The sequence below is a fragment of the Corynebacterium sp. Marseille-P4611 genome (assembly GCF_916618765.1).
Taxonomy (GTDB): domain Bacteria; phylum Actinomycetota; class Actinomycetes; order Mycobacteriales; family Mycobacteriaceae; genus Corynebacterium; species Corynebacterium marquesiae.
Window position 1 is genome coordinate 2,118,634 of sequence record NZ_CAKAKD010000001.1, and the last position, 24,695, is coordinate 2,143,328.

Here is a 24,695-nt window from a genome sequence, read left to right on the forward strand (position 1 = left end):
CACAGCGGTTCGCCTAGCGTCTCCCTTCGGCACTTTTCTGCCGCCCTGCTAGGCCAGTCGCCCTACGCACCAGTCCCCTCCCAGGTAGATTTTTATCTTATGCAATACATTTTGAACGCTATCCGCGGTGCCCTCATCGGCATGGCCGAGCTTGTACCGGGCATCTCCGGTGGCACCGTGGCACTCATCGTGGGCATTTATGAACGCGCAGTCCACAACGCCAACGATCTCATTTCCGGCCGCTTCAAAAAGGTCGAATGGAGCTTTCTTCTCTCCGTAGCTATCGGCATGTTTATTGCCGTTTTCGGAATGTCCACCGTGCTTTCTAACTTCGTGGATAATCATGTATCGGCTTCCGGAGCGCTATTTTTGGGCATGGTGGCTGTGTCCATTTTTGTGCCGCTATCCATGCTTTCTAAGCAAGAGAGACTGCGCCCCTCCTCTATCATCGCATTTATAATCGCTGCGATTGCCATCTTCTTTATCACCGGATTCACCTCCGAACCGCACGAGAACCCCAGCCTCATTGTGGTCTTCTTCGCCGCCGCCATCGCCGTCTGCGCACTCATCCTGCCGGGTATTTCCGGCTCGCTCATCCTGCTGACCATGGGCCTCTACCAGCCCATTATTGGCGCCGTTTCAGATCGTGACCTAGGCACTATCGCGGTCTTCGCGCTGGGCGCCCTGTGTGGCCTGGCGGCATTTATCAAGGTGTTGAACTTCCTACTGGATCACCACCGCGCCCCGACCCTGATGGCCATGGCTGGTTTCATGCTCGGTTCTCTGCGTGCACTGTGGCCCTGGGGAGCTGACCAAGATGCCTCTAGCGGCATCATCATCGGCATGTTCATCCTCGGTGCACTCATCGTCTCTGCGTTCATCGTCGTAGACATGAAGAAAGCCCGCGCTATAGATGAAAGGACGGCGCAGAAGTAATGCCGCGCTCGTTTTCCCACCGCGCGATTATCGCCGCGGTCCTCGTCCCCACGCTGAGCCTCAGCGCCTGCGTCACCAACGAGGAAGATTCCACTCCGGAGGGCTGGGAAGAACCCCATTCCGCAATGGTGCCGGAAATTGCCGCCATGTATGACGACAACGATGGCGTCCTCACTGCCGGAACTAACCCACCCTATGCCCCATTTCAGCTCAAGGATTCCCACGGGGCGCTCCAGGGCGTTGAACTCGATCTCGCTCGCGCCGTTGCCGGAGTCTTGGGACTCGATTTCCAGCCCATGGAACAGGACTTCTCGATGATCTTGCCCGCCGTGCAATCGGGCCAGATTGATATGGGTGCATCCGGCTTCACGGATAACCCCGAGCGCCGCAATGAGTTCGACTTTGTAGACCACCTCTACGCCGGCATCCAGTGGGCCGAGCGAGTAGATGGGCCTAAGAAGGTTGACCCGGATAATCCTTGCGGCTTGACGGTTGCGGTGCAGCGCACCACGGTATCTGAAACCGACGACGTGCGCCCCAAGAAGGATGCATGCAACGGCGATCTCACTGTCTTGTCTTATGACACGGGTGACAACGCCGCGCTGGCGGTCCTCATGGGACGCGCAGATGCCCTGTCCGCAGACTCCCCAGTAACGGCGTGGGCTGTCAATCGCTCCGAGGGAAAGATGCGGCAGGTAGGCGATATGTTCCAAGCATCGCCCTATGGCTTTGCCGTACCCAAGGATTCCGATCTGGGCAAGGCCTCGGCCGCGGCACTGCAACACCTCATCGAAACCGGTGAGTATGCAGAAATCTTGTCCCGTTGGGGCATCGAGGATGGCTTAATAGACCAGGCAATGATTAATGAAAGGCCGATCAATGGTTAATGAAAATACGGCGACGCCAGCTACGGCCGAGCCTAAGGAAAAGCCCGCCAAGATCGAGGCGCGACCTCTACGCCACCCGTGGCGCTGGGTCTTCGCCGGCCTGCTTATCGTGCTCGGCGTGTGGTTCATCATCGCCTCCGCCCGCAACGAGGCTTTTGGCTGGGACACCTACTTCCAGTACCTCTTTGATAAGCGCATTGCACTTGCCTCCCTTCACACCATCGCCATCACCATTTTGTCCATGATCATCGGCGTTGTCGGTGGTGCAATACTTGCGGTTATGCGCATGTCCCCGAACCCGGTGCTGCGCAGCGTCTCCTGGGTATTCCTCTGGGTCTTCCGCGGAACGCCGATTTATGTACAGCTGGTGTTTTGGGGCCTGCTCTCCGCTATCTATCAATCCATCAACTTGGGCTTTACCGAAGTGTCTTTGCAGACGATCCTCACCAACGCCTTCTTCCTTGCGGTGATGGGCCTGGGTCTCAATGAAGCCGCCTATATGGCCGAGATTGTGCGTTCCGGTATCACCTCCGTTCCCGAGGGGCAGAAAGAAGCCTCCAAGGCACTCGGCATGTCTTGGTGGATGACCATGCGCCGCACCGTACTTCCGCAGGCCATGCGCATTATCATCCCGCCTACAGGCAATGAATTCATTTCCTTGCTCAAGACCTCTTCCCTCGTGGTGGCCATTCCTTATACCGAGGAGATCTTCGGCCGCTCCACTGATATTTCCGCCGCTCTCTTCCAGCCCATCCCGCTGCTGCTGGTCGCAGCGTCCTGGTACCTCGTGGTTACTTCCCTACTGATGGTGGGACAGTACTTCCTGGAGCGCCGCTTTGAGCGCGGTGCCACCCGCGAACTCACCGGCCGCCAACTTGCTGCGCTGGCAGACGCTGAAGGCACCATCCCCCGCAACGTATCCGTGATTTCGGAGGCTAAAAACTAATGGCTACTCCCATGATTTCCGCCCAGAATGTCCATAAGTCCTTCGGACAGCTCGAGGTCCTCAAAGGCATTGACCTTGAGGTCCAGCCCGGCGAAGTAGCCTGTCTACTGGGCCCCTCGGGCTCCGGCAAATCCACCTTCCTGCGCTGCGTCAACCACCTTGATAAGGCTACGGCGGGCCGCCTCTACGTCGACGGCGAGCTAATTGGCTACCGCGAAAAGAACGGCACCCTTTATGAGATCAGCGAGAAGGAAGCCGCAGAGCAGCGCTCCGATATCGGCATGGTCTTTCAGTCTTTCAACCTTTTCCCCCACCGCACGGTGATTGAAAATATCATCGAGGCACCGGTGCAGGTGAAAAAGATTCCGGAAGAAACCGCCCGCGCCCGCGCTATGGAGCTGTTGGAGGACGTTGGATTGGCGTCCAAGGCCAATAACTACCCAGTACAGCTCTCTGGCGGCCAGCAACAGCGCGTTGCCATCGCTCGTGCGGTGGCCATGGATCCTAAGCTTATGCTTTTCGACGAACCTACGTCCGCCCTCGACCCCGAGCTCGTCGGCGAAGTGCTACGCGTTATGAAGGACCTCGCAGCCGAAGGCATGACCATGCTCGTAGTCACCCACGAGATGGGTTTTGCGCGCGAGGTAGCCGATAAGGTCTTCTTCATGGACGGCGGCGTGGTCATTGAGTCCGGCAGTCCAGCTGAGGTTTTGGATAACCCACAACAGGCACGCACCAAGGACTTTTTGGCTTCGCTGCTGTAGCCCCCACTGCACTCAACAGAGTGCCTTCAGCCCGCCGTCTTTCAGCTAAAAGAGAGGACCGGCGGGCTTTGTCGCGACTCATTCCTCTACACCAGTGTTAAAAGACCCCGAATCAATGCGCTGGCCGCACCCAAGCCGGCGACGCTCAGCGAAAGCACGCGGGCTTTTTCTCGTGGAACACGCTGGGCAATCCGGGTTCCGGCGCAAATTCCTACACACATGCCTAATACTCCCGCGGGCCACATCATCCAAGGCAGGCCATCAAAGTGTGCCGCACCTGTGAGAGTCTTGGTCATCACGGAAAAGAATCCGCCTACGACAAAAATCGGCTGCAGCGTGGCGGCGTAAACATGTTGGGGCCACTTTGCCGCCTGCGCATAGACGGTAATAACCGGGCCCGCAACGCCCGCCAAGGTATTGGTAAAGCCGCCGAGAATACCGGCGGAGATGGCAGGGCCTTTGCCCTCCATCGGCGGGACAAACTTCTTTCCAAAAGTGACCACCGCCAGTGCGGCCAGAAGCGCAGCACCCACCACAATCATGAGCCCTGCCGTGTCCATACGCCTAATGAGCAGCGCCGCGGCCAAGGAGCCAATCACCATGACTGGGGCTATGAGCCCGAACTTCTTCCAGCTCACATTCTCGCGCACGGAATAGGTGGTCAACATCGCATTAACACAAGCCAGAACGTTGATGACTAGTATGCCTTCGACCGGCCCCATTATCAGCATAAGGATGGGACCGCCGATAAGACCGAGCCCCATTCCGGATACCCGTTGCAGTGTCGAACCAACGACAACGACGAGGAAAGTAACCAGTGCAAGGCTCACTGACGGTATTTCTCCTTTACCGCACGACCTACGGATTCGGGGAACATACCCGTTACGTCGCCGCCAAACTTTGCTACCTGCTTACACAGCGAGGAACTGATATATCCGTACTTCTCGTCCGTGAGTAGGAAGACGGTATCGATACCGGAAAGGCGCCGGTTCATCTGCGCCATGGGCAGCTCATATTCATAGTCGAGAGAGCTTCGCAGTCCCTTCACCAAAACGTCCGCCCCATGCTCCGTGGTGTAATCCACCAAAAGCCCGGAGCAATAGTCCACCTGGATGGAAGAATCCACGCTCTGACGGATAAGTTCCATGCGCTCCTCCACGCTAAAGAGGCCGGAGGGCTTGTCAGGATTACCGGTTACTAACACGGTGACCTCATCAAACATCTGGTTAGCGCGGTTGATGATATCGACGTGGCCTAAGGTGACGGGGTCAAAGGATCCAGGGCAGACGGCCTTAGTCATGCTACTTTCGCTTTCTTTTCAGTGGTTTAGTCTTCGGTGTCCTCGCTGCCGCGGCGGGTATAAACGGCCATATCCATGCGTGCGATGCCAAAGGTGCGCTTCTTAAGCTTCTGGCCGGTGGGCTCAAAACCAGCAGGCCACTCAGTAACCGCGGAATCAACATGGCGCTCAATTACTACCATTGCGCGATCGGTAAGCACTGGTTCGATGGCAGCAATGAGTTCATCCACTTCATCAAAAACATAGGGCGGGTCCGCCAGCACCAGGTCAAAGTGTTTGCGCGGGGCACTAGCCAGGTAAGTGCTTACCTTCATCTCTTGCACGCGCACGCCGGGATGCTTGACGACGCCCATGTTGTGCCGGATGATCTTTACCGCATCGGCCGAAGATTCCACCAGTACTGCTTCATCTGCCCCACGGCTCGCTGCCTCAAGACCTAGGGCACCAGAGCCTGCAAAAAGATCGAGCACCGAAGATCCAGCAAAGCCCCACCGTGCAGTGAGGGATGAAAACAGCCCTTCGCGGGCGCGGTCTGCAGTAGGCCGGGTTCCTTCTGCAGGCACTTTAATGGTGCGGCCGCGGGCTTCGCCGGCAATAATGCGCGTCATTTATGCTTCTCCAATCTCCATCAAAAGGTCTCCGCCCAGCACGTCACTAAAATCAGAGACCACGATACGGTAGACCTTTCCTGGGCCGGGGCTTTCTACGGGAGCCTCAAGCTTCGTGGCTTCAACGGTCGCAAGCGGTACTCCGGTATCAACAGTGTCTCCCACATTCACATGGCAGCGGACGATGCCCGCGAAGGGGGCGTAAATTTTCATGCTTCTAGGTTAACCCGTCTTAGTTCTTCTCCAAGTATTCCTGTTCGCTTTCGCTCAAATTGCGCGTGAGTTCCTCAGCCAACTCGGGATTGCGCAACACCATGGCGCGCGCATCCGCATGGGTGCGCTCCACAATGTCTTGGTCATCCGCCAAGTTCAGTAGCCGCAGTGTGCGATGCGTTCCGGACTGCATGGTGCCCAAGATGTCGCCCTCTTGGCGCTGGCGCAAATCAAGCTCGGCCAGTTCAAAACCCGAGGAAGTTTGGGCGATCTGAGTGATACGACGGAAGGATGGAGTGTTATCGGCTGCCGTTGTGTGCAGAAGACAAATGGAGGCATTACCGCCTCGTCCCACGCGCCCGCGCAACTGGTGCAACTGGGAAACGCCGAAATGCTCGGACTCGCGAATGAGCATCACCGTGGCATTGGGAACATCCACACCTACCTCGATGACCGTCGTAGAGACCAAGATATCGATCTCTCCCCTAGCAAATGACGTCATTACCTCATCTTTATTGGGCATCTTTCCGTGCAAGATGGCTACGCGCAGTCCCTTAAACGGTCCGTTTTGTAGCTGCTGTGCAAGCTCTAGCACTCCGCCTTTGCCTTCAATGCGCGGGCAAACGATATAGGCCTGATGACCGTGGGCAACCTCCTCGCGTATCCGCTCGAGTGCGCGCAGCACCCAGGTCGGCCGCCACTCGGCCACCACCGCTGATTGAATAGGTTTGCGACCACCGGGCAGCTCGGTCAGCGTTGATACAGCGAGGTCGCCAAAGACGGTCATCGCAATGGTGCGCGGAATCGGTGTTGCTGTCATCACCAGCACGTGGGGGCTCAGGCCTTCACGTGCCTTTAACCGCAGGCTATCGCGCTGCTCTACACCAAACCGGTGTTGCTCATCTACGACGACCAATCCCAGGTTAAAGAACTCCACGGTGTCTTGGATAATCGCATGGGTTCCAATGATGATGTCCGCGTCACCGGAGACAATATCCAATAAAGCCTGCCGCTTGTCCGCCGTTCGCATGGAGCCGGTCAGGAGTACCACCTTGACCCCTTCGGGAACCGAGGTCCCGATGGAGGCAGCGTGTTGGGAGGCGAGTACTTCCGTAGGCGCCAACAGTGCGGCCTGCGTTCCTGCGTCGACAGCCTGCAGCATAGCGCAGGTAGCCACCATGGTTTTGCCCGAGCCAACCTCGCCTTGCAACAAGCGCATCATGGGCAGCGGACGAGCCAGATCGTCTTCAATCTCGCTAATGACGCGACGCTGCCCTTCGGTCAGGTCAAAGGGCAGATGGCTCAGCAGTTCCTCGCGATAGCCGCCTAAGGTAGCCGGCATGGTAGAAGCGGTCCGGGCCTCGGCATCTCGCTGGCGCAATGCCATCACCAGACCAATAGACAGAGCCTCGTTGTACTTCAGCCGCTGAATCGCACGGTAGGGGCCTGCTTCCCCTGGCTCATGGATTTCCCGCACTGCCTTGTCGAGGCTGATAATCATCCGATAATCCAGCGGTTCCGCGATCGGCGGGGTCTTAGATAGGACGTAGTGGATGGCGCCCATGATGTACCACGAGGTCACCTTGGACGTGGCTGGGTACACCGGTATCCATTCACGTTCCAAGAGGAGCTGGTCGAGCCTGCCAAACTGCGACAGGTTCCGCAGCGAGCCGGTGGCTTTTGGGCGGTGCTTCTTGCCAGACCCAGCCGCTGGCTGGCGGTAATCATCCAGTTCGCCATCGGGGCGACCGAAGGCATCGATCTCTACAAAGTCCGGCTGCTGCAACTGCGGCTGGTTACGGAAGAACTTAAGCTTGCCACTCATCATGACGCGCTGTCCGCGGTGCAACATCCGCATCACGTAATTGGCATTGAAAAACGTCGCAATGATGCTGCCATCGAGCTGCACATTAATGATGGTGGTCTTGCCCGAGTCATGGCGGGTGAATCCGGTAATAGTTCCGGTAACCGTGACGATATCGCCCTCGGCAGCGTCTCCTAGGCCGACGTCCTTGTTGTGGCGGATATAGTCTCGCGGATAGTGAGCTAAGAGCTCGCCGCAGGTCTCATACCCCAGTGCTTTGGTAATCTTCGCGGCGTCTTTCGCCGCAAGCACCTCTGTCAAAGGGCGGTTGTCCTGCCAGCCGAGCATTGCTATTCCACTCCGATTTCGGTTGCGATTTCCGGTACTTTCAGTGCCATAACATCTACGCGAAGCTGTTGAGCTAGTTCCTCCTGGTCTAGGTCTAAGGCGCTTAGGACTGTGACCTGCTCACCGCCTTCTGCCAAGAGATCGCGGCAAGTGGCAATGATTGACTGCGGGGTTTCCTGGCTCGGGTAAGCCACTCGCATGGACTTGGCAGCATCACGCATGGCAGCAACGACGGCACCAGTATCTGGGTTATCCGGTTCATAAACGGAAATCGCGGCTAAGGCTGCAGCCAGCGATTGCGCGGGCACTACTCGCCCAGTAGCGGTCTGCGAACTCACGTCGGTGGCAAGAACGATGTCCTCGTCCTTAGCCGCAATGGGATCATCCGGAGGCACTACGCTAACCCCCGCAGATGCCAGAAGATCGCTGATAGGCCCGGCCGGTGCGGCAGCAAACACTCGTCGAGCAATCGGCTCTTCGGAAACAGCTTCGGCGTAAGGAGGCAACACCTCCAGGTGCAGGTTGGTTACCTCTCCGGTACCAAAGGCGGTTTCAATGACCTTGCCTGCCTGGCGGGAGTGGATATGTACATTAGCGCTGTCCTCGGTGGCCCGAGCGATGACCAGGCTGTCTCCCAACGGTTCAATTGCTACCTGCAGCGTGTCTATATCTCCTTCGAAGAAAAAGACCACTTCCAGTTCAGTTTCCGGCTCCGGTTCGGGCAGGCCTGTGTGCCCGGTCGAGCCTTCAATTTCTGCGAGAAGAGACTCTAAAAGGATAACGAGGCCGGCGCCGCCAGCATCCACCACTCCTGCCTCGCGCAGAGCTGGCAATTGCGAAGGAGTGCGCTCGAGGGCCGTTTCCGCGGCAGCGATTGCGGCGCTCACAATACTGTGCAAGGTTGCGCCTGACTGCGCTTCAGCGTCCTCGGCGGCCTCGGCGGCTGCCTTCAGGACCGTGATAACTGTGCCTTCCACCGGCTCGGCGATGGCTCGGTCCACCAGCTCCACAGCCTGCTGCAGGGAGCGGGCAAAAACGTCGCCGTCGATAACTGAGTCCACAGTTGACTCGGCAACGCCGCGCAGAACCTGGGACAGCACCATTCCCGAGTTTCCGCGGGCACCACGTACCGCCCCGAGCGCAAGGGAGTCGGCGACATCGCCGCCATTGTCCAGCTCCGCAACCGCTGCTTCCATGGTGTGCGCCATATTCGAGCCCGTATCGGAATCCGGTACAGGAAAGACGTTGAGCGCGTTGATCTCATCGCGACGATGGGCTAATTCCCCCACGGCGCGGGTGGCCCAATTGCGCATTCCGTGGGAATCCAGCGTGCTGGGGTAGGACATGCGCAATAGTTTACAAGCGCCAGTCTATTTCCTGTGCGCCTTGGTCCCGCAAAAGGGCGTTTGCCCGGGAAAAGGGCTGAGAACCAAAGAAACCGCGGCTGGCAGATAGCGGCGAGGGATGTGGGGACTTGATACAAGGGACGTCTGGAAGAAAGCGCTCACACGCTTGCGCATCCCGGCCCCAGAGGATCGCGACCATGGGGCTGCGGTTGAGCGCGCGAATGGCAGCCTCGGTAATCTCTTCCCAGCCGATGCGGCGGTGCGATCCAGCCTGGCCTGGCGCTACCGTAAGCACTCTGTTGAGCAACAACACTCCTTGATCCGCCCAGGCGCTCAGGTCGCCGTCCGCTCGGCCGTTGATGCCCAGATCATCGTGCAGCTCGCGGTAAATATTAACCAAGGAACGCGGCGGTTTCACACCTGGGCGGGTGGAAAAGGCCATACCCATGGCGTGTCCTGGGGTGGGATAAGGGTCTTGGCCCACGATGAGCACGCGGACCTTATCCAGCGGCATGCGCAACGCGCGGCAGACGTCCTCGGCCGGGGGCAGATAGTCTTGGCCCTCAAGAGCGTGAGAGATCTGTGGCCATTGCTCTTCTACTACCGGCGCCAGCACCGGTTCCCAGGAAGGGTGGTAGGTGGGGTGCATGGTTAAAAGCTCAGCCAGCCTTTCTGATAGCTCGGTGTGGTGCCTCCCAGCGTAACCCCGCAGCCGCGGGTTACGGTTCCAATCTTTCGGAATCCCGAGGGTGCTTCCTTTGCGGTTGTGCCGATGAGGGTGTGGTCTTCGCCGCCGCTGAGTACCCATTCCCACGGATCGCAGTCGAGTAAATCCGCGGCTTGGCACAGCAATTCTTCCGGTTGCAAGGCCTGCGGATCCAAGTCCATGTGCACACAGGAGTGCTCGGCCATCGTAGTGCAGTCTTGAATCAGCCCGTCTGAGTTATCGGTCATCGCGGTGACCCCCGCGGCACGGGCAATGACGCCGCGGCCGGGGTTGAGCCAGGGGGCACAGTGGGCGTCGATAAGCGGCTGCAGGTGCTCATGCCCTGCAGGCAGGTTCCGGCCGAAGCGCTCCAACAAGGCCAAGCCGGCGGCCGAGTGGCCGATCTTGCCGTGCGCTACCACCTGCTGACCTGCCCGCGCCCCGTCCAAAGTCAAGGCGGGAAGGCTGCCGCCCAGGAAGCCTACGGCCGTGATATTAATGACCAAAAGATCGGACTTCGTAAGGTCACCGCCTACCAACTCGGCGTTATAGAAAGAGCTATGCTCCGCAATTCCCTCGGCAATGCCGCGCACGAAGGGCACCGGGGTATCACCTGGCGCGGCGATTGCAAGGAGGGCGGCCACCGGGCGGGCACCCATAGCTTCCACATCGGCAAAATTGCGCAAGATGGCCTTCTTGCCAATCTCGCGCGGGGTAGACCACTCGCGCAGGAAATGACGTCCCTCCACCATCAAATCGGTGGCCGTCACGGTGCGGGAATTCGGCGGCGCACTGGGCAGAACCGCGGCATCGTCTCCATTGAGCCCACTGGAGGCCACGGAGGTAATTTCCCGGATGGCGGCGCGTTCTCCCACATCTGCGAGAGTCTGAGTTAAGTTCACCAGCTTCCTTTCGATACTATGAGCCCTTATGACATCCCAATTTAACCGCACCGCGATCTTCATTTCACTTGGGTTGTCCATAGTGATGGTTCTGGCGGTCCTTTTCGGCGCAAAATACGTATTCAATAATGTCGCCAAAGCACCCGTGGCGGTCTCCCCCGTGGAGTCTAAGGAGGCAGACTCGCAAGCCTGCCGCAGCTTTATCGATGCCCTGCCGGACAAGGTGATGGATAAACCGCGGGCAGACATTGCCGATCCCGTGCCTTCTGGTGTCGCGGCTTGGGCCGCTACCTCGGACGATAAGGTCACCGTGCGCTGTGGCGTGGATATGCCTTTCCAGTACACCGAGTACTCCCAGACCCAGGACGTAGAGGGCGAACAGTGGTTCCAGGTGCGTGATGCCACCCCTGGCTCCAACCTCACCACCTGGTATGCGGCACAACGCTTCCCCATTGTCGCGGTCACTGCCTCCACTGATGCAGAGCCGGGCGAGCTTAACGACGCCCTCTCTTCCCTCGAAGAAAAGCCAGCCACCGCGCACGACGCGCCACTCAAGACGCTCAAGGCGGGCAATGACCAGATGTGCGCCGAGGTGGACAAGGCCTTGCCCGATTCGGTGGCTGAGGGATACAACCGCCGCAAGGTAGAGGAAAAGAATACCTATGTGTGGAGCGCCGATGGCCGCGAAGACATCGTTGCGCGATGCGGCGTAGCCAAGCCGGAGAACTATCGCGCCGGAGTTAAGCTCCAGCAGGTTAACGATATTCCGTGGTTCGAAGACACTACCTTGGCTCATGGCACGACCGCAGGCACATGGTTTGCCCTCGGCCGCGAGGACTACCTTGCGCTACACGCCCCACAAGATGCCGCGCAGGCGGCACTGGTGGAAATCGGCGACGTGCTCGCAGAGCACACGACCGAAAAGTAGGCAGCGCTTAGGCCTACTTGGCTAGGGCCTGCTCGATAAGCGCCTCAAGTAGCGCCGGGTATTCTACCCCGGAAGCCGCGAGCACCTGCGGGTACATGGAGATCGGGGTAAAGCCCGGCAGGGTATTGATTTCGTTGATATACACGGAGTCTTCGGTGACGAAGAAGTCGACTCGGGACAGGCCCTCACAGTTGAGGGCCTCGAAGGCGCGGATTGCCATGCCTCGTAGTTTCTCAGTCAGCTCAGGTGCGAAAGGCGCAGGGATTTCGGCGGTGACCACATTGTCGAGGTACTTGGTGTCGAAGCCATAAAAGCCCTCGTCGGAATCATCGATACCGGCGAGCAGCGCTGGGACGGAGGCCAGCAAGGTGCCATCGGCATAGTGGAGTACACCGATTTCTACCTCTTGGCCAACGATTTCAGGCTCTACCAGAATCTTTTCGTCATCTTCTAACGCCAGGTCGACGGCTGCGGGGAACTCCTCCCAAGTAGAGACCTTGGAAACGCCAATGGAGGATCCACCGCGTGCGGGTTTTACAAAGACGGGCAGGCCTAATCGTTGCTTTTCGTCCTCGCTTAGCTCGGTGCGGCCTTTGAGGATGACCTCGGGCGCTACTGGTAGGTCTGCGGCCGCCAGCACCTTCTTGGTAAATTCCTTATCCATTCCCACCGAGGAAGCCAATACCCCTGGGCCTACATAGGGCAAGCCGGAAAGCTCAAAGAGGCCTTGGACAGTGCCGTCCTCGCCAAAGGGGCCGTGCAGAATGGGAAATACCACGTCGACCTCTGCGAAGAGCGTGCCGTCGGTGACGTTGTGGAATTGTCCCCTGGCATTGGGATCAAGAGAAAGGGTCAGCTCCACACCTGGGCTGACCTCCGGCATAACACCATCGACAATTTCTAAGCCCTCCGTGGTGCCGGGCGTCCACGTGCCCTCACGGGTAATGCCGATTGGCACGACCTCGAATTTCTCTGGGTCGAGGTGGTTCATGATCGCGCCTGCGGATACGCAGGATACGGAGTGCTCGGTGCTACGGCCGCCATAGATAACGGCCACGCGGGTCTTTTCAGTCATGCCCGCAGATTTTACCCTCGACCTACTCCGACTTCTTGGACCGACCCATCAAAGCGATGATCATATCTTCCACCGCCATGCCCTCGTAGCACACGCCATAAACCGCATGAGTGATAGGCATCTCTACCCCGGCCTGCTGGGCGAGGCGATAGATGGAGTCACAGGAGTAGACGCCCTCCGCGACCTGGCCATTGGTCGCGGCCTTGGCCTCTTCAATCGTGCCGCCTTGGCCCAGGCGATAGCCAAAGGTGCGATTGCGCGACAATGTCGAGGTGCACGTTGCCACCAAGTCGCCCATGCCTGCGAGGCCGGAGAAAGTAAATGGATCCGCCCCCAGCTCCACTCCCAGGCGAGTAATTTCCGCCAGACCGCGGGTGATGATGGTGGCCATGGTGTTATTGCCCAGCCCCTTGCCGGAGGCGATACCACAGGCCAAGGCGATGACGTTCTTGCAGGCGCCGCCGATTTCCGCGCCTATAACATCGGTATTGGTGTAGGGCCGCAGGTACGGCGCGGCGACCGCTGCTTGCACGCGCTGAGCGCGGTCTTCATCGGAGCAGGCAATCACCGTCGCGGCCACTTGGCCGGCAGCAATCTCCTTGGCCAAGTTCGGGCCAGACAGTACCGCCACGCGGTCTGCTGGCACGCCCGCCGCATCCACGATGACCTCGCTCATGCGCTTGAGCGTGGTGGTCTCTACGCCTTTCGAGATGGACACCAGGGTCGCGTCCTCTGGCAGGTGCGGCGCCCACTTTTCCACGTTGGCGCGCAGGGTTTGGGAGGGAACGCCGAACACGACGACGTCGGCAAGCGCAAGCGCTTCCGCATCATTGTGGGTGGCCCGCACCGCAGCCGGCAGCCGGGTCTCCGGCAAATAGTCCGGATTGGTGTGGGTCTCGTTGATGGCCTGCGCCAATTCCGCGCGGCGCGCCCACAGGCGAACGTCATTTCCGGCGTCCGCAAAGACCTTGGCCAAAGTAGTGCCCCAAGAACCAGCACCCATCACGGCAACATTAACCATGGTGTCTCCTCCATACGTGCAAATCTATAACCCCAACCTTAAAGCATGCCCGTCTCCCGTGGGGCGAGGATGCACAACGCGCCTTACCCGTGGGACAATGGGCGCTTAGACGTTGTTTTCAAACACCCAATTTCTGTGGAAAGGCCCCGTGGAGGCAGACGATGCCCAATATTAAAAAGATGCACGAAACCGATAAGGATCAGCAGCACGAGGAGTTTATTTCCGGCCGCCATCAGGAAATCCCGGTGGACCCCGCCAAGGAATTCCACCGCACTACCCTTGCCGCCGGCGCCGTAATCTGGCGCGGCTCCCCGCAGGACCCGGAAATCGCACTTATCCACCGCCCCCATTACGATGACTGGTCCCTGCCCAAGGGCAAGGTCGATCCCGGCGAGTCCCTGCCCACAACCGCAGCCCGGGAAATCCTGGAGGAAACCGGCTTTAGCGTGCGTCTGGGCAAGCTCATTGGCAAGGTAACGTACCCAGTCCAGGGCCGCACTAAGGTGGTCTACTACTGGGTGGCCAAGTACCTGGGCGGAACCTATTCCGCCAATAGTGAAACCGATGAGCTGCGGTGGCTGCCCATCGACGAGGCGCAAGACCTCCTGTCCTACGACGTTGATACCGCGGTAGTGGCCAAGGCGGCTAAGCGCCTACGCATCGCGCCCGCTACCCGCGTGCTTTATGTGCGCCACGCACGCGCGCATGAAAGCGGCAGCTGGCAAGGCGATGACAACCTGCGGCCACTAGATAAAAAAGGCCGCCGCCAAGCAGAGATGCTGGTGCCGATGCTGAGCGCCTTCCAGCCCACCGCGATTTACTCGGCCTTGCCCCAGCGCTGCCAGCAGACAGCTGCCCCGCTTGCCGACGAACTGGGCAAGGACATCTCCATCAACAAAAACTTTGGCGACGAGGCCTGGGAGAACGACCCAGAAGCAGCCAAGAAAGCTTTCCGCCGCGTGGTCAACGACGGCGGCGTTCCCGTCATCGTCAGTCAAGGTGAAACCATTCCCGGCATTATTGAGGATTTGGCCCCGAAGTTCCTCAAAAAGCCAGTGGACAAGCTGAAATTCAAGAAAGCTTCTGTATGGGTCCTTTCCTTTAATAACGGCGAGCTAACCGGTGCCGATTACCTAGCTAGCCCGCTGCCGGTGCGCTAGCTGCTCGGCTCTTCCGCACGCTACGACTAAGGCCCTGCCTGCCACCTGATTCGGTGGACCGGCAGGGCCCTATTTGCGTGACTATCGTGCGGCTGCGGGTTTCTAACCGCGCAAGCCGAGCGTGCGACGGACGAAGAGAACCGAAATGAGTGTATTCAGCGCCGGGAACAAAATGGCGCCGACAATGGTAAAGCTCAGCACGGCGTACAGGACGGCAATCAGGACGGCCACCAAGATGGTCACTCCGACATTCTTCTTCGCGACCTCGATGGAAGCCCCAAAGGTCTCGCCAACGGATAGTTCAGGGCGTACGGCCTTAACAGCCGGCATCCAGGTAAAGAAGAAAGCGGCGAAGAGTCCCGGAATAACCAGGAGAATGAAGCCCAGGGAAATAACCAGGGACGAAAGCACATTCACCGCCATGAGACCGGCGACATTTTTAAAGCTCAGAAAGTCCTCTATCTCCAGCGTCCCGGTATCCACCTGTTTATTAGCAGCCTTGTACCAGGTGCTAACTGCCCAAATAAGCACGAGGAACATAGCGATAAACGCTAGGACCATTATCGCAATGAGCCCACCGGTAAGCGCGGCATCGGAACCCGAGCCACTATTAGCTAGAGCATCAATGGATGCACCGCTGCCTGCTAGAACGGCGAACATTAGCAAATAGAGGATGAAGACAACTACCATCTGCACCAGCGGACCGAAAATCCACTGCGCCCAATTGCGGCCGAAATAGCGGAAGCTATCGCCGATTACCTGAATGGCATCTACATCCCGGCCAAACAGGGAATCGTCTCCCGGATACGGGCTTCCGGCGTATCCAGGCTGGCCGTATTGCTGCTGTCCATATTGTTCCTGGCCGAACTGCTGTTGACCAAAGTGCTGTTGTCCGTAGCCAGACTGGCCATTCGCGTCGTGCCCACGAGATGCAGACTCATTGCCAGCTCCGGGATACTCTGCACCGTTGTTTCTTGAATTAAAGGAATCATTATTCGAATAGGGATTGCTCATAAATCTAAAGCTAGGGGCGTACATTGGTGCGGGAAACTCGAGCAAGCAATTGTTACCTATACGTTACCGAGTTGTACCCCCTTTTACCCCAAGGCAGAAGTTTGAAGTTCACGTGTGAGCGCACAGCGCCCCCTACGGCCTCTTCGCGTAGCAGGACTGTAGGGGCACTGCTGGCCCGCCGATCGCCATCGATTCTTCTACTATTGGGCGTGAACGGCAGGCTTGAAGCTGGGGCGACGCGATTCGTACGTAGCGATTGCATCCTCGTTGCGGAGCGTAATGCCGATATCATCCAGCCCTTCCATCAACCGCCAACGGGTGTAGTCATCAATATCGAAGCGGTAGGTATTTTCACCCACTGTGACTGTTCGAGCCTCCAGATCCACGGTGACCTGGGTTTCTCCTGCTTCCAGCTGTTTCCAGATGAGCTCAATATCTTCTTGCTCCATCAATCCAGTAAGCAGTCCGGACTTTCCAGCGTTGCCGCGGAAAATATCAGCAAAGCGGGAAGAAAACACCGCGCGGAAGCCGTATTCGCTCAACGCCCACACTGCGTGCTCACGGGAGGAGCCGGTGCCAAAATCACTGCCCGCGAAAAGCACCGAGCCATCCTTGAATTGCGCCTGGTTGAGTACAAAGTTGTCATCAGAGCGCCAATTTGAAAATAGGCCATCTGAAAAGCCGGTACGCTTGACCGACTTCAAGTAGCGCGCGGGGATGATCTGGTCAGTATCCACGTTGGAAGCGCGCAGGGGCACGCCCGTTCCCGTATGCGTAATAAATTTCTCCATCGTCAATGCCTTTCTAAGCGCTTAATCCAGATCTGCAGGGCTAGACAGGTAACCGGTTACGGCAGTCGCGGCAGCCACCTGCGGGGAGACAAGGTGCGTGCGCCCACCAGGGCCTTGTCGCCCCTCGAAGTTGCGGTTGGAAGTGGAGGCGGATCGCTCGCCCGGAGCCAATTGATCCGGGTTCATACCCAAGCACATCGAGCAGCCGGCGGTACGCCACTCCGCGCCGAACTGTCGGAAGACTTCGTCGAGGCCTTCCTCCTCCGCTTGGGCTTTGACCACGGCGGAGGACGGCACGACCATCATCCGCGTATCGGCAGCGATGGTGCGTCCCTTCACCACGTCGGCCGCAGCGCGCAGGTCTTCGATGCGGGCATTGGTACAGGACCCGACGAAGACGGTATCGATCTTGATATCACGCAGTGGAGTACCTGGCTGCAGGTCCATATACTGCAAGGCCTTTTCCACAGTGGCCTTTTCATTGTCGTCACCACAGTCTTCCGGATCTGGGATCTTCTCCCCTAACGGAAGGCCCTGCCCAGGATTGGTTCCCCACGTAACAAATGGGGTCAGCGAGGAGCCATCAATTTCCACAACGGTATCGAATTCTGCACCTTCGTCCGTGGGAAGCGTCTTCCAATACTCAACTGCAGCATCCCAGTCTGCTCCTGTGGGAGCGAACTCGCGCCCCTTGACATACTCGAAAGCCGTCTCATCGGGGGCAACCATGCCGGCGCGGGCTCCTGCCTCAATAGACATATTGCAGATGGTCATGCGCGCTTCCATGGACATCTTGCGAATGGCCTCACCGCGGTATTCAATGATGTGACCTTGCCCGCCACCGGTACCGATTTTGGCGATAATGGCCAAGATGAGGTCCTTGGCAGACACGCCCTCTTGCAGCTCTCCAGTCACCTCAATAGCCATGGTCTTGAATGGCTTTAAAGAAAGCGTCTGCGTAGCCATGACGTGTTCTACCTCAGAGGTGCCAATACCCATGGCGATAGAACCAAAGGCGCCGTGCGTGGAGGTATGCGAGTCACCACACACGATTGTCATGCCCGGCTGGGTGATTCCCAGCTGCGGGCCAACCGTGTGCACAATTCCTTGCTGTGCATCACCCATCGAGTGCAAGCGCACTCCAAATTCCTCGCAATTCTTGCGCAGGGTCGATACCTGGGTGCGCGAAACCTCATCCTTAATTTCCAAGAGGTTTCCGGTCTTGATGCCTTGCGTGGGAACGTTATGGTCCTCGGTGGCCAAGTGCAGCTCAGGGTGACGCAACGTGCGGCCGGCCAGCCGCAAGCCATCAAATGCCTGCGGACTGGTAACTTCATGTAGTAGCTGAAAGTCAATAAAGATGAGGTCTGGCGCCCCAGCATCGCCGTGTTGGACGACGTGATCGCGCCACACTTTTTCTGCCAATGTCAGCTTCTGGTTCATAAACATCTCTCCACACTTGAAATCTCATAAGTTGGGACGTAGATTTCATTGTATGGGAAAGTATAGCGCAGTTTCCGGAATTAAGGTGTTGGATCGAGCAATGGCCATTATGATGGCCGCCGCCAACCACCCCTCCACCCTCAATGAATTATGCGAAACCACGGGGCTACCTCGGGCGACGGCACATAGATTGGCCACCGCGCTCGAGGCACACCGCATCCTCGTTCGCACCCCCGATGGAAAGTGGAAGGCCGGCCCTGCCCTTCCCGGCAACCGCGATCACCTCCTCGAGGCAGCGGGACCAATCATGGAGAAACTGCGCGAACACACCGGAGAATCCATCCAGCTCTACGAGGTCACTGGAAATACCCGCACCTGCATTGCCACTAAGGAGCCGGAATCCGGCCTCCACAACGTCGTGCCAGTCGGGCGCCAGCTACCGCTTAGCTCCGGCTCTGCCGCACGCATCATTGCCGCATATGTAGACATCAATACCGAAGATGCCTCGTTTACCCAAGAAGACATTGAGGCGGCCAGAAACCAAGGCTATTCCGAGTCCATTGAGGAACGCGAAGCCGGCTTAGCCTCCATCTCCGCGCCGGTTTTCGATGGTTCCGGCACCTTCCTCGCAGTATTGTCGATTTCCGGATCTGCCGAGCGCTTCCAACCTTCCCCGGCCCAGAAATACGCCGACATTCTCACTTCTGCCGCACGCGAATTGAGCAATCTCCTTTAAGGTCCTCCCTAGCTTTACGACGCCCGCCTCCACCCACCCCAAGGAGGCGGGCCGATTTATTTCCCAAACCAGAAAAATCAGAGAAACGCGCCCACGCCTATTGAAACCGAAATGAAAATGCAGTTTAATGAAAACACACTGAAAACAACGGGGCTTCCCCCACCAGAGAGGATTGGACATCATGACCCACACCACCCACGAAGACCACGCCCACACCCATGGCGCCGATTGCGGCCACGTTTCCTTCCCACACGGCGACCACACCGACTACCTCCACGAGGGCCACATTCACCGTGAGCATGATGGCCACTGGGACGAGTGCGAGACGACTGAGCACGTTGAAGCCGAGGCGCACGGCGACCACACCCATGGTGAAGGCTGCGGCCACGTAGCGATCCCGCACGGCGACCACGTGGACTACCTGCACGACGGCCACCGCCACGCCGCCCACGGCGATCACTACGACGAACACTAAACGCCTATCGGGGCCCAGCCCCACGTGCTTGCCGCCTAGGCCCCTTGAACTGTGGGGCTAGGCGGCCTTTCTATCCCCACGACTACTGTTGAAAGCGTCCCCGAAAGTCACACCAGAAACATATCTGCAAGCTCGACAGGACGCGCTCTCTCGTTTCTGTTAAAACTGACAGTCAGACTATTAGTTCTTTCCGTTTGGGTGCTACGGTTCTTCGAGTGATTACTAGTTGGAAGATTTTTCTCCAAGATTTTGTCCGCTTGTGGCGGACCCCGCAGGTCTGGGTGATCCTCATTGGTTTGATGATCACCCCAGCCCTGTATTCCTGGGTAAACGTCTCCGGTTTCTGGGACCCATACGGAAACACAGAACACCTCAAGGTCGCCGTAGTTAATGAGGACAAAGGCGCATCCTCGGAGATGACTGGCCACTTAGATGTCGGCGGGCAGATGATTGACAAGCTGCATGACAATGACAAGCTGGGCTGGCAGTTCATGGACCGCCAGGAAGCCGAGGACGCCGTTAAGAAGGGTGACGTCTTCGCCTCGGTGATCGTCCCCGAGGACTTCTCGGCCGATTTCGTGAGCCTTTTTAAAGGTACCTATTCTCAGCCCACGCTGGAATATCACGTCAATGAAAAGCTCAACGCCATTGCACCGAAGATTACTGATACTGGCGCTTCTACCCTAGACACCACCATTAGCTCGACCTTCAATGAGCAGGTAGCGGATTCGGTGGCTACGGAGCTAAAGAACTCCGGTGGCGATTTGAGCCAGAAGATTAACCGCACTGCAAGCAAGACCGCGGATTCTTTTTCAGAGACCGCAGATACGGTAGCTAACTCCCGGAGCCAGCTTGCTGACGTGCATGCCACCATCGAGGATGCGCGCCCTACCATCGCGCAAGCCCGCGAGTCTTTGGGCACGGTGCAAAAGACCGTCGACGATGCGCAGATCGCCCTGGATGAACTTAACTCCATTACTGCAGAGGTCCAGCGGGAAGTCACTTCTTTCTCGGACGATGCCACAGCTGCCTATGTAGAAGGCACGACCGCCATGGCAGACGGCACCGCCTCCGCCAATGCCACCGTGGGCTCAGTCTCCGGCAAGCTGCGCGGCGCACTCAATCGCGTAGGTGCCGCATCTGCGGGCGCGTCGGGAATCGTCGGCGAAGTTGACCGAGCTATCGATCAGCTCGATAAGCTTGCGTCTTCGCCGGCCCTGCCCCCACAGGTTTCCCAACAGATTAAGGATCAGGTAGGAGACCTCCGCGAACGCAATGACCAAAATAAAGCCGTTCTCGGTGACTTAGATACTCTCAACGGCGATACGAACGACACCATCGATTCACTCAATAAGACCACGGGCATGTTGGAAAAGATGGCCGCCCAAACGCGCGATGATTCCCACGCGCTGCGCGATAATGTGGCCGAAGGCCTGCCCAAGCTCAACGCTGCGCTTTCCGACGTCACCGCTACCACCGGCAAGCTTTCCGCCTCGCTCGAAAGTCAGCAGGCACTGGTAGGGCAAACCGATGGGCTCTTAGGCGGCGTCGACGAGCAGCTAAGCCAGGCCCAGCAAGTAGTCGAGCGCTTTTCTGTGGACCTCGACGGCATTGAGGAAGGGCTACGTGCCTCCCGCAGCGACGTGATTGCGTTGAGCAATACCGCCAATAACAATTCCATCCTGCAGTCCGTCAAGGGCCTCAACACCGATGAGGTGTCATCCTTCCTTGCCTCCCCTGCAGAGATGGAAAGCCACGCCGTATTCCCTGTAAAGCATTACGGTTCCGGCATGTCCTCGCTCTTTATCAACCTCACGCTGTGGATCGGCGCGTTCATGCTCCTAATCATCTTCCGTGCTGAGGTAGATCCGCAGGGCCGCAAGAACCTCACTATTACCAAGGCTTACCTTGCCCGGTTCCTTTTGCTTTCCTTCTTTGCCATTGCACAGGCACTCATCGTGTCCATCGGCAACCTAGCCATTGGAGTTGAACATGCCAATGCATTCGCCTACGTCGCAACCGCGGTCATCGTGGGCCTGTGCTACCTGAGCATTACCTATAGCTTGGTTTCTACGTTTGGACACGTAGGCCGCGGCATCGCGGTGGTCTTCGCCTTCATCCAGATTCCGGGCGCATCCGGTCTCTACCCCATTGAAATGACGCCGGACTTCTTCCGCGCGGTACATCCCTTCCTGCCCTTTACCTACGGCATCGATGCCATGCGCGAGACCGTCGGTGGTTTCTACGGCAACCACTATGCACGCGATCTTGCCGCACTCATCGGCATGGCCGCGATCGCTTACCTCATCGGTACGGTGTTGCGCCGCGGCCTGTCCAACGTGAACATGCTGGTCAACGACGAACTGCATAAGGGAGGTCTCGTTATCAATGAGCAGGTCCATCTGGTCGGCAGCCGGTACCGCTTCACCGACCTTCTCTATGCCTTGAATGACCGCGAGGCGTACCAACAAAGCTTGGAGGATAAGTGGAGCATGGCCCGCAGGAATTACTCCCAGCTGATGAAGATCACGGTTGCGGTAGGCCTAGCGTTGATTGTCGCCTTGGGCATCTACTCACGTATTAACCCTGAAGAAAAGGCCATCATCTTCGGCCTGGCCTGCCTGGTTACACTCATTGCGGTGGGCGTTATCTGCTCCCTTGAGTACGTCAAACAGAGCATCGCGCATGATACCCGCCTGGCGGATCTCAGCGATGAGGAAATCCAGGAGCACATCGAGCACCAACAGGAACACCCAAACCGCTACCTCCTAGAGGACTTAGACGAGGAATCCACACCTTCTAATACCAGCGAGACCAAGGAAATGCCCGCCGTTGATGGCGCTGACACCGGAAAGGGAGGCGAGTAAGTCATGAAGAACATTCTGACCATTCTCCGCGATGACCTCCACGCCATTCGCACCAATGTGATGACCGCGGTCATCATCTTTGGCCTTGCCATCATCCCGTTGCTTTTCACGTCCTTCAACGTGCTGGCTAGTTGGGATCCCTTTGCTAATACCAACCAGCTCAAGATTGCTGTGGCCAGCGAGGATGAAGGCCACGAAAGCGACCTCGCCTCGCTGAAACTTAATCTGGGCGATGAGGTGCTCTCACAGCTCAGCCGCAATCACGATATTGATTGGGTCATCACTGATAGCGCCGATGCGGTTGAAGGAACAAAGTCTGGCGAATACTATGCCGGCATTGTCCTACCCAAAGACTTCAGCGCGGATCTCCTCACGTTCTATGTAGAAGGAACCGAGCCAAGCAAGCTCAACCTCTATACCAACGAGAAGAAGAACGCGCTGTCTACCACCATCACGCAAAAGAGCGCGGACGGCGTCATCCAGAAAATCGACGAGTCTTTCACCCGAGTGGTATCCAAAGTCGGCCTTGGCGTCGTCTCGGATCTTGATCAATACCTCAATGAGGACGATACCCAGACTGCACTCAATAACCTGCACAATCGCGTCAACAACGTCAGCACCCGCCTCGATGCTGCAGCTGGTACCGTAGGTGCACTAAGCAATCTGGTCGACTCCACCCTGCCGCTTACGCAGGCAGCGGACAATATTCTCGCCGAGGCTGGCCGCCAGGCTACGGAGACAGACAATGACCGAGGCGAAAACCCCATCGACGTTCTGCGCTCTACTCTCAATGACTCGGCTGGTTCGCTCGACGCTTCCTTGGCGGCTACAACGCAAAGCTACGATGCGCTCTCTGCCCAGGTCGATGAGTTGCTCAATAATGCAAGCAACACCAGCGCACAAACGGCGCAGACCTACCGCACCGCTGCTGAGCGGGTGGATGAGCAAACTCAGGCCTTTGAGGGAGTTCGCGCCTCCATCAAGGACCAAGCCGATAAGGTAGCTCTACCAGCTCCGGTCGTGGGTGGATATAAGGCGATGATGGGCCAGCTTGATGCCTCCATTGCGCAAAGCAAGGCACTGCATGATTCGCTGGTATCTACCGCCGAAGACCTTGAGCAAGGCCGTGGCACGTCCCAAAACTCCCGACAGCGCACTAAGGATGCCATCGCTAATGCCAAGCAGGCTGCTGAGAAGGCACGCAATTCCTATAACGAGAACCTCAAGCCCCAACTAGATCAGCTCAACCAAAGCGTCTCGGTGGTCGCGGACGATATTGATGCTGTCAAGCAGGACATCGCAGGCATTCGCTCTTCGGTTTCCCAGGATGACGGGTCGGCACAGCAAAGCCTGGCGCGCGCCCGCGATACCACCGCCGGCCTTGCCGGCACCCTGCGGGAGCAAAGCGGCCGTTTTGCGGACATGGGCCGCAAGATCGACGAGGCGCGCCGTGGCGGCGATTTGGACAAGTTAGCGGATATTGTCGGCAACGATCCAGAACTGCTCGCCTCCCGCATTGCCGCTCCCGTGGCTGTAGACCGCCAGCCGGTCTACCCTGTCGCCGCCTTTGGCGTGGGTATGACGCCGTTCTACCTCACCTTGTCACTATGGGTAGGCGCCCTTCTGGCATGCGTGCTGGTGCATACCAACGCCGAGCGTAAATACTTGCGCAAGGACGAAAACGGGAAGTACGACGAGAGCGAATTCACCCGTGGTCAAGCATTCTTCGGTCGCTTTGCCACACTCGGCCTGGTCGGACTCGCGCAGGCCACCTTGGTAGTCCTCAGCCTCATCTTCTTCGTCCAGATCGAGCCCGCCCACCCATTCATGCTCATGTTTGCTGCATGGATAGTCTCGCTGGTGTTTATGCTGATCATCTATTCACTCGTCATCACGCTCGATAGTGCCGGCAAGGCCTTGGCGGTGTTGTTGCTCGTGATACAAGTCTCTGGCTCCGGCGGCGCGTACCCGCTGCCTTTGCTGCCTGAATGGTTCCAAAACGTGAGCCCATGGCTGCCAGCGACGTACGCCATTGATGCTTTCCGCAGCGCCATTGCGGGCATCTATCACGGCGATATTTGGCGCGAGTTGGGCATGCTACTGCTCTTTACCATCCCGGCACTCATCGTCGGCCTCATTCTCCGCCGCGCTATGGATGCCTACCACAAGCGCCTGCAGAAGGCGATTAAAAAGACGAAGGTTATGGCGTAGCCACGCTGGTCGACGCCTCCCCTCCCGCCCTTCCTACACCGCCCACCAAGCCCGTTTCACGACTTGGTGGGCTTCTTTCATGGTCGGGTCCCAGCTAGTTCCCCAAAGACCTAGAAGGGGCAGAGAAAGCCGCATATGCATCCACTAAAGGGACTCGGATACCCTTCCTATCGGCTAGGTCTAGCTTCCTTCTTAAGGGATTCCCTCGAACGCA

The 24,695-nt window shown here is 58.0% G+C and carries 23 protein-coding genes; 10 read left to right on the forward strand and 13 right to left on the reverse strand.

Translation table 11 applies throughout. The features are described from left to right. Positions 1-99 precede the first annotated feature (99 nt). From LG376_RS10140 to LG376_RS10155, 4 genes are read left to right on the forward strand one after another with little or no spacing between them, the layout of a single operon-like run. Positions 100-936, forward strand: coding sequence for a DUF368 domain-containing protein (locus LG376_RS10140; RefSeq protein WP_225747020.1), 837 nt, complete (start codon positions 100-102; stop codon positions 934-936). Beyond that, on the forward strand, positions 936-1,823 hold the full coding sequence (locus LG376_RS10145; RefSeq protein ID WP_225747021.1) for an ABC transporter substrate-binding protein: 888 nt from the start codon (positions 936-938) through the stop codon (positions 1,821-1,823). Before LG376_RS10140 ends, LG376_RS10145 begins: the two co-directional genes overlap by 1 nt. Next, the gene (locus tag LG376_RS10150; RefSeq protein ID WP_225747022.1) at positions 1,816-2,769 is read left to right on the forward strand and encodes an amino acid ABC transporter permease; all 954 of its coding nucleotides are present in this window, start codon (positions 1,816-1,818) and stop codon (positions 2,767-2,769) included. Before LG376_RS10145 ends, LG376_RS10150 begins: the two co-directional genes overlap by 8 nt. Next, complete coding sequence (locus LG376_RS10155; protein WP_049377109.1) at positions 2,769-3,533, forward strand: amino acid ABC transporter ATP-binding protein; 765 nt, start codon at positions 2,769-2,771, stop codon at positions 3,531-3,533. Before LG376_RS10150 ends, LG376_RS10155 begins: the two co-directional genes overlap by 1 nt. Positions 3,534-3,619: 86 nt before the next feature. Here LG376_RS10155 and LG376_RS10160 read toward each other — a convergent pair whose 3' ends face one another. From LG376_RS10160 to LG376_RS10195, 8 genes are read right to left on the reverse strand one after another with little or no spacing between them, the layout of a single operon-like run. Then, positions 3,620-4,363, reverse strand: coding sequence for a sulfite exporter TauE/SafE family protein (locus LG376_RS10160; protein ID WP_225747023.1), 744 nt, complete (start codon positions 4,361-4,363; stop codon positions 3,620-3,622). Next, complete coding sequence (gene coaD / locus LG376_RS10165) at positions 4,360-4,833, reverse strand: pantetheine-phosphate adenylyltransferase (protein WP_049377111.1); 474 nt, start codon at positions 4,831-4,833, stop codon at positions 4,360-4,362. Before coaD ends, LG376_RS10160 begins: the two co-directional genes overlap by 4 nt. Positions 4,834-4,859: 26 nt before the next feature. Next, positions 4,860-5,441, reverse strand: a complete 582-nt coding sequence (gene rsmD / locus LG376_RS10170; RefSeq protein ID WP_225747024.1) for a 16S rRNA (guanine(966)-N(2))-methyltransferase RsmD — start codon at positions 5,439-5,441, stop codon at positions 4,860-4,862. Continuing rightward, the gene (locus tag LG376_RS10175; RefSeq protein WP_049377113.1) at positions 5,442-5,654 is read right to left on the reverse strand and encodes a biotin/lipoyl-containing protein; all 213 of its coding nucleotides are present in this window, start codon (positions 5,652-5,654) and stop codon (positions 5,442-5,444) included. It lies immediately after the preceding gene. A gap of 19 nt (positions 5,655-5,673) precedes the next feature. Further along, positions 5,674-7,806 carry an ATP-dependent DNA helicase RecG gene (locus LG376_RS10180; RefSeq protein WP_049377114.1) on the reverse strand — a complete coding sequence of 711 codons (2,133 nt, stop codon included), beginning with the start codon at positions 7,804-7,806 and terminating at the stop codon, positions 5,674-5,676. A 2-nt stretch (positions 7,807-7,808) separates the two neighbouring features. Continuing rightward, positions 7,809-9,152, reverse strand: a complete 1,344-nt coding sequence (locus LG376_RS10185) for a DAK2 domain-containing protein (protein ID WP_225747025.1) — start codon at positions 9,150-9,152, stop codon at positions 7,809-7,811. A 10-nt stretch (positions 9,153-9,162) separates the two neighbouring features. Beyond that, the gene (locus LG376_RS10190; RefSeq protein ID WP_198492957.1) at positions 9,163-9,801 is read right to left on the reverse strand and encodes a uracil-DNA glycosylase; all 639 of its coding nucleotides are present in this window, start codon (positions 9,799-9,801) and stop codon (positions 9,163-9,165) included. A 2-nt stretch (positions 9,802-9,803) separates the two neighbouring features. Further along, the gene (locus LG376_RS10195; RefSeq protein WP_225747026.1) at positions 9,804-10,841 is read right to left on the reverse strand and encodes a thiamine-phosphate kinase; all 1,038 of its coding nucleotides are present in this window, start codon (positions 10,839-10,841) and stop codon (positions 9,804-9,806) included. On the opposite strand from LG376_RS10195, the gene LG376_RS10200 reads away from it, so the two are divergent. Continuing rightward, entirely contained in the window at positions 10,789-11,688 is a 900-nt protein-coding gene (locus LG376_RS10200; RefSeq protein ID WP_225747027.1) for a DUF3515 domain-containing protein, read from the forward strand. The genes LG376_RS10195 and LG376_RS10200 overlap by 53 nt on opposite strands. Positions 11,689-11,701: 13 nt before the next feature. On the opposite strand, the gene LG376_RS10205 is transcribed toward LG376_RS10200, so the two are convergent. After that, on the reverse strand, positions 11,702-12,763 hold the full coding sequence (locus LG376_RS10205) for a D-alanine--D-alanine ligase family protein (RefSeq protein WP_198492955.1): 1,062 nt from the start codon (positions 12,761-12,763) through the stop codon (positions 11,702-11,704). Between the two features lie 22 nt (positions 12,764-12,785). After that, positions 12,786-13,784 carry an NAD(P)H-dependent glycerol-3-phosphate dehydrogenase gene (locus LG376_RS10210; protein WP_225747028.1) on the reverse strand — a complete coding sequence of 333 codons (999 nt, stop codon included), beginning with the start codon at positions 13,782-13,784 and terminating at the stop codon, positions 12,786-12,788. Between the two features lie 161 nt (positions 13,785-13,945). On the opposite strand from LG376_RS10210, the gene LG376_RS10215 reads away from it, so the two are divergent. After that, positions 13,946-14,944 carry a bifunctional NUDIX hydrolase/histidine phosphatase family protein gene (locus tag LG376_RS10215; protein WP_225747029.1) on the forward strand — a complete coding sequence of 333 codons (999 nt, stop codon included), beginning with the start codon at positions 13,946-13,948 and terminating at the stop codon, positions 14,942-14,944. A 102-nt stretch (positions 14,945-15,046) separates the two neighbouring features. On the opposite strand, the gene LG376_RS10220 is transcribed toward LG376_RS10215, so the two are convergent. The 3 genes from LG376_RS10220 to leuC form a co-directional block, all read right to left on the reverse strand. Further along, positions 15,047-15,958, reverse strand: a complete 912-nt coding sequence (locus LG376_RS10220) for a hypothetical protein (protein ID WP_225747030.1) — start codon at positions 15,956-15,958, stop codon at positions 15,047-15,049. A gap of 200 nt (positions 15,959-16,158) precedes the next feature. Beyond that, positions 16,159-16,749: a 3-isopropylmalate dehydratase small subunit gene (gene leuD, locus LG376_RS10225; RefSeq protein WP_225747031.1), complete on the reverse strand. Its 591-nt coding sequence runs from the start codon at positions 16,747-16,749 to the stop codon at positions 16,159-16,161. Between the two features lie 21 nt (positions 16,750-16,770). Further along, a complete protein-coding gene (leuC, locus tag LG376_RS10230) occupies positions 16,771-18,192 on the reverse strand; it encodes a 3-isopropylmalate dehydratase large subunit (protein WP_225747032.1) in 1,422 nt (473 codons plus the stop codon). Positions 18,193-18,244: 52 nt separating this feature from the next. Here leuC and LG376_RS10235 point away from each other — a divergent pair, with 52 nt between their 5' ends. From LG376_RS10235 to LG376_RS10250, 4 genes are all read left to right on the forward strand, one after another. Beyond that, entirely contained in the window at positions 18,245-18,928 is a 684-nt protein-coding gene (locus LG376_RS10235; RefSeq protein WP_225747033.1) for an IclR family transcriptional regulator, read from the forward strand. A 181-nt stretch (positions 18,929-19,109) separates the two neighbouring features. Next, positions 19,110-19,403 (forward strand): hypothetical protein, encoded by a 294-nt coding sequence (locus tag LG376_RS10240; RefSeq protein WP_225747034.1) that lies wholly within the window; start codon positions 19,110-19,112, stop codon positions 19,401-19,403. A gap of 215 nt (positions 19,404-19,618) precedes the next feature. Further along, positions 19,619-22,270, forward strand: a complete 2,652-nt coding sequence (locus tag LG376_RS10245; protein ID WP_225747035.1) for a YhgE/Pip domain-containing protein — start codon at positions 19,619-19,621, stop codon at positions 22,268-22,270. 3 nt (positions 22,271-22,273) lie between these two features. Further along, positions 22,274-24,481, forward strand: a complete 2,208-nt coding sequence (locus LG376_RS10250) for a YhgE/Pip domain-containing protein (RefSeq protein ID WP_225747036.1) — start codon at positions 22,274-22,276, stop codon at positions 24,479-24,481. Positions 24,482-24,695: the final 214 nt, after the last annotated feature.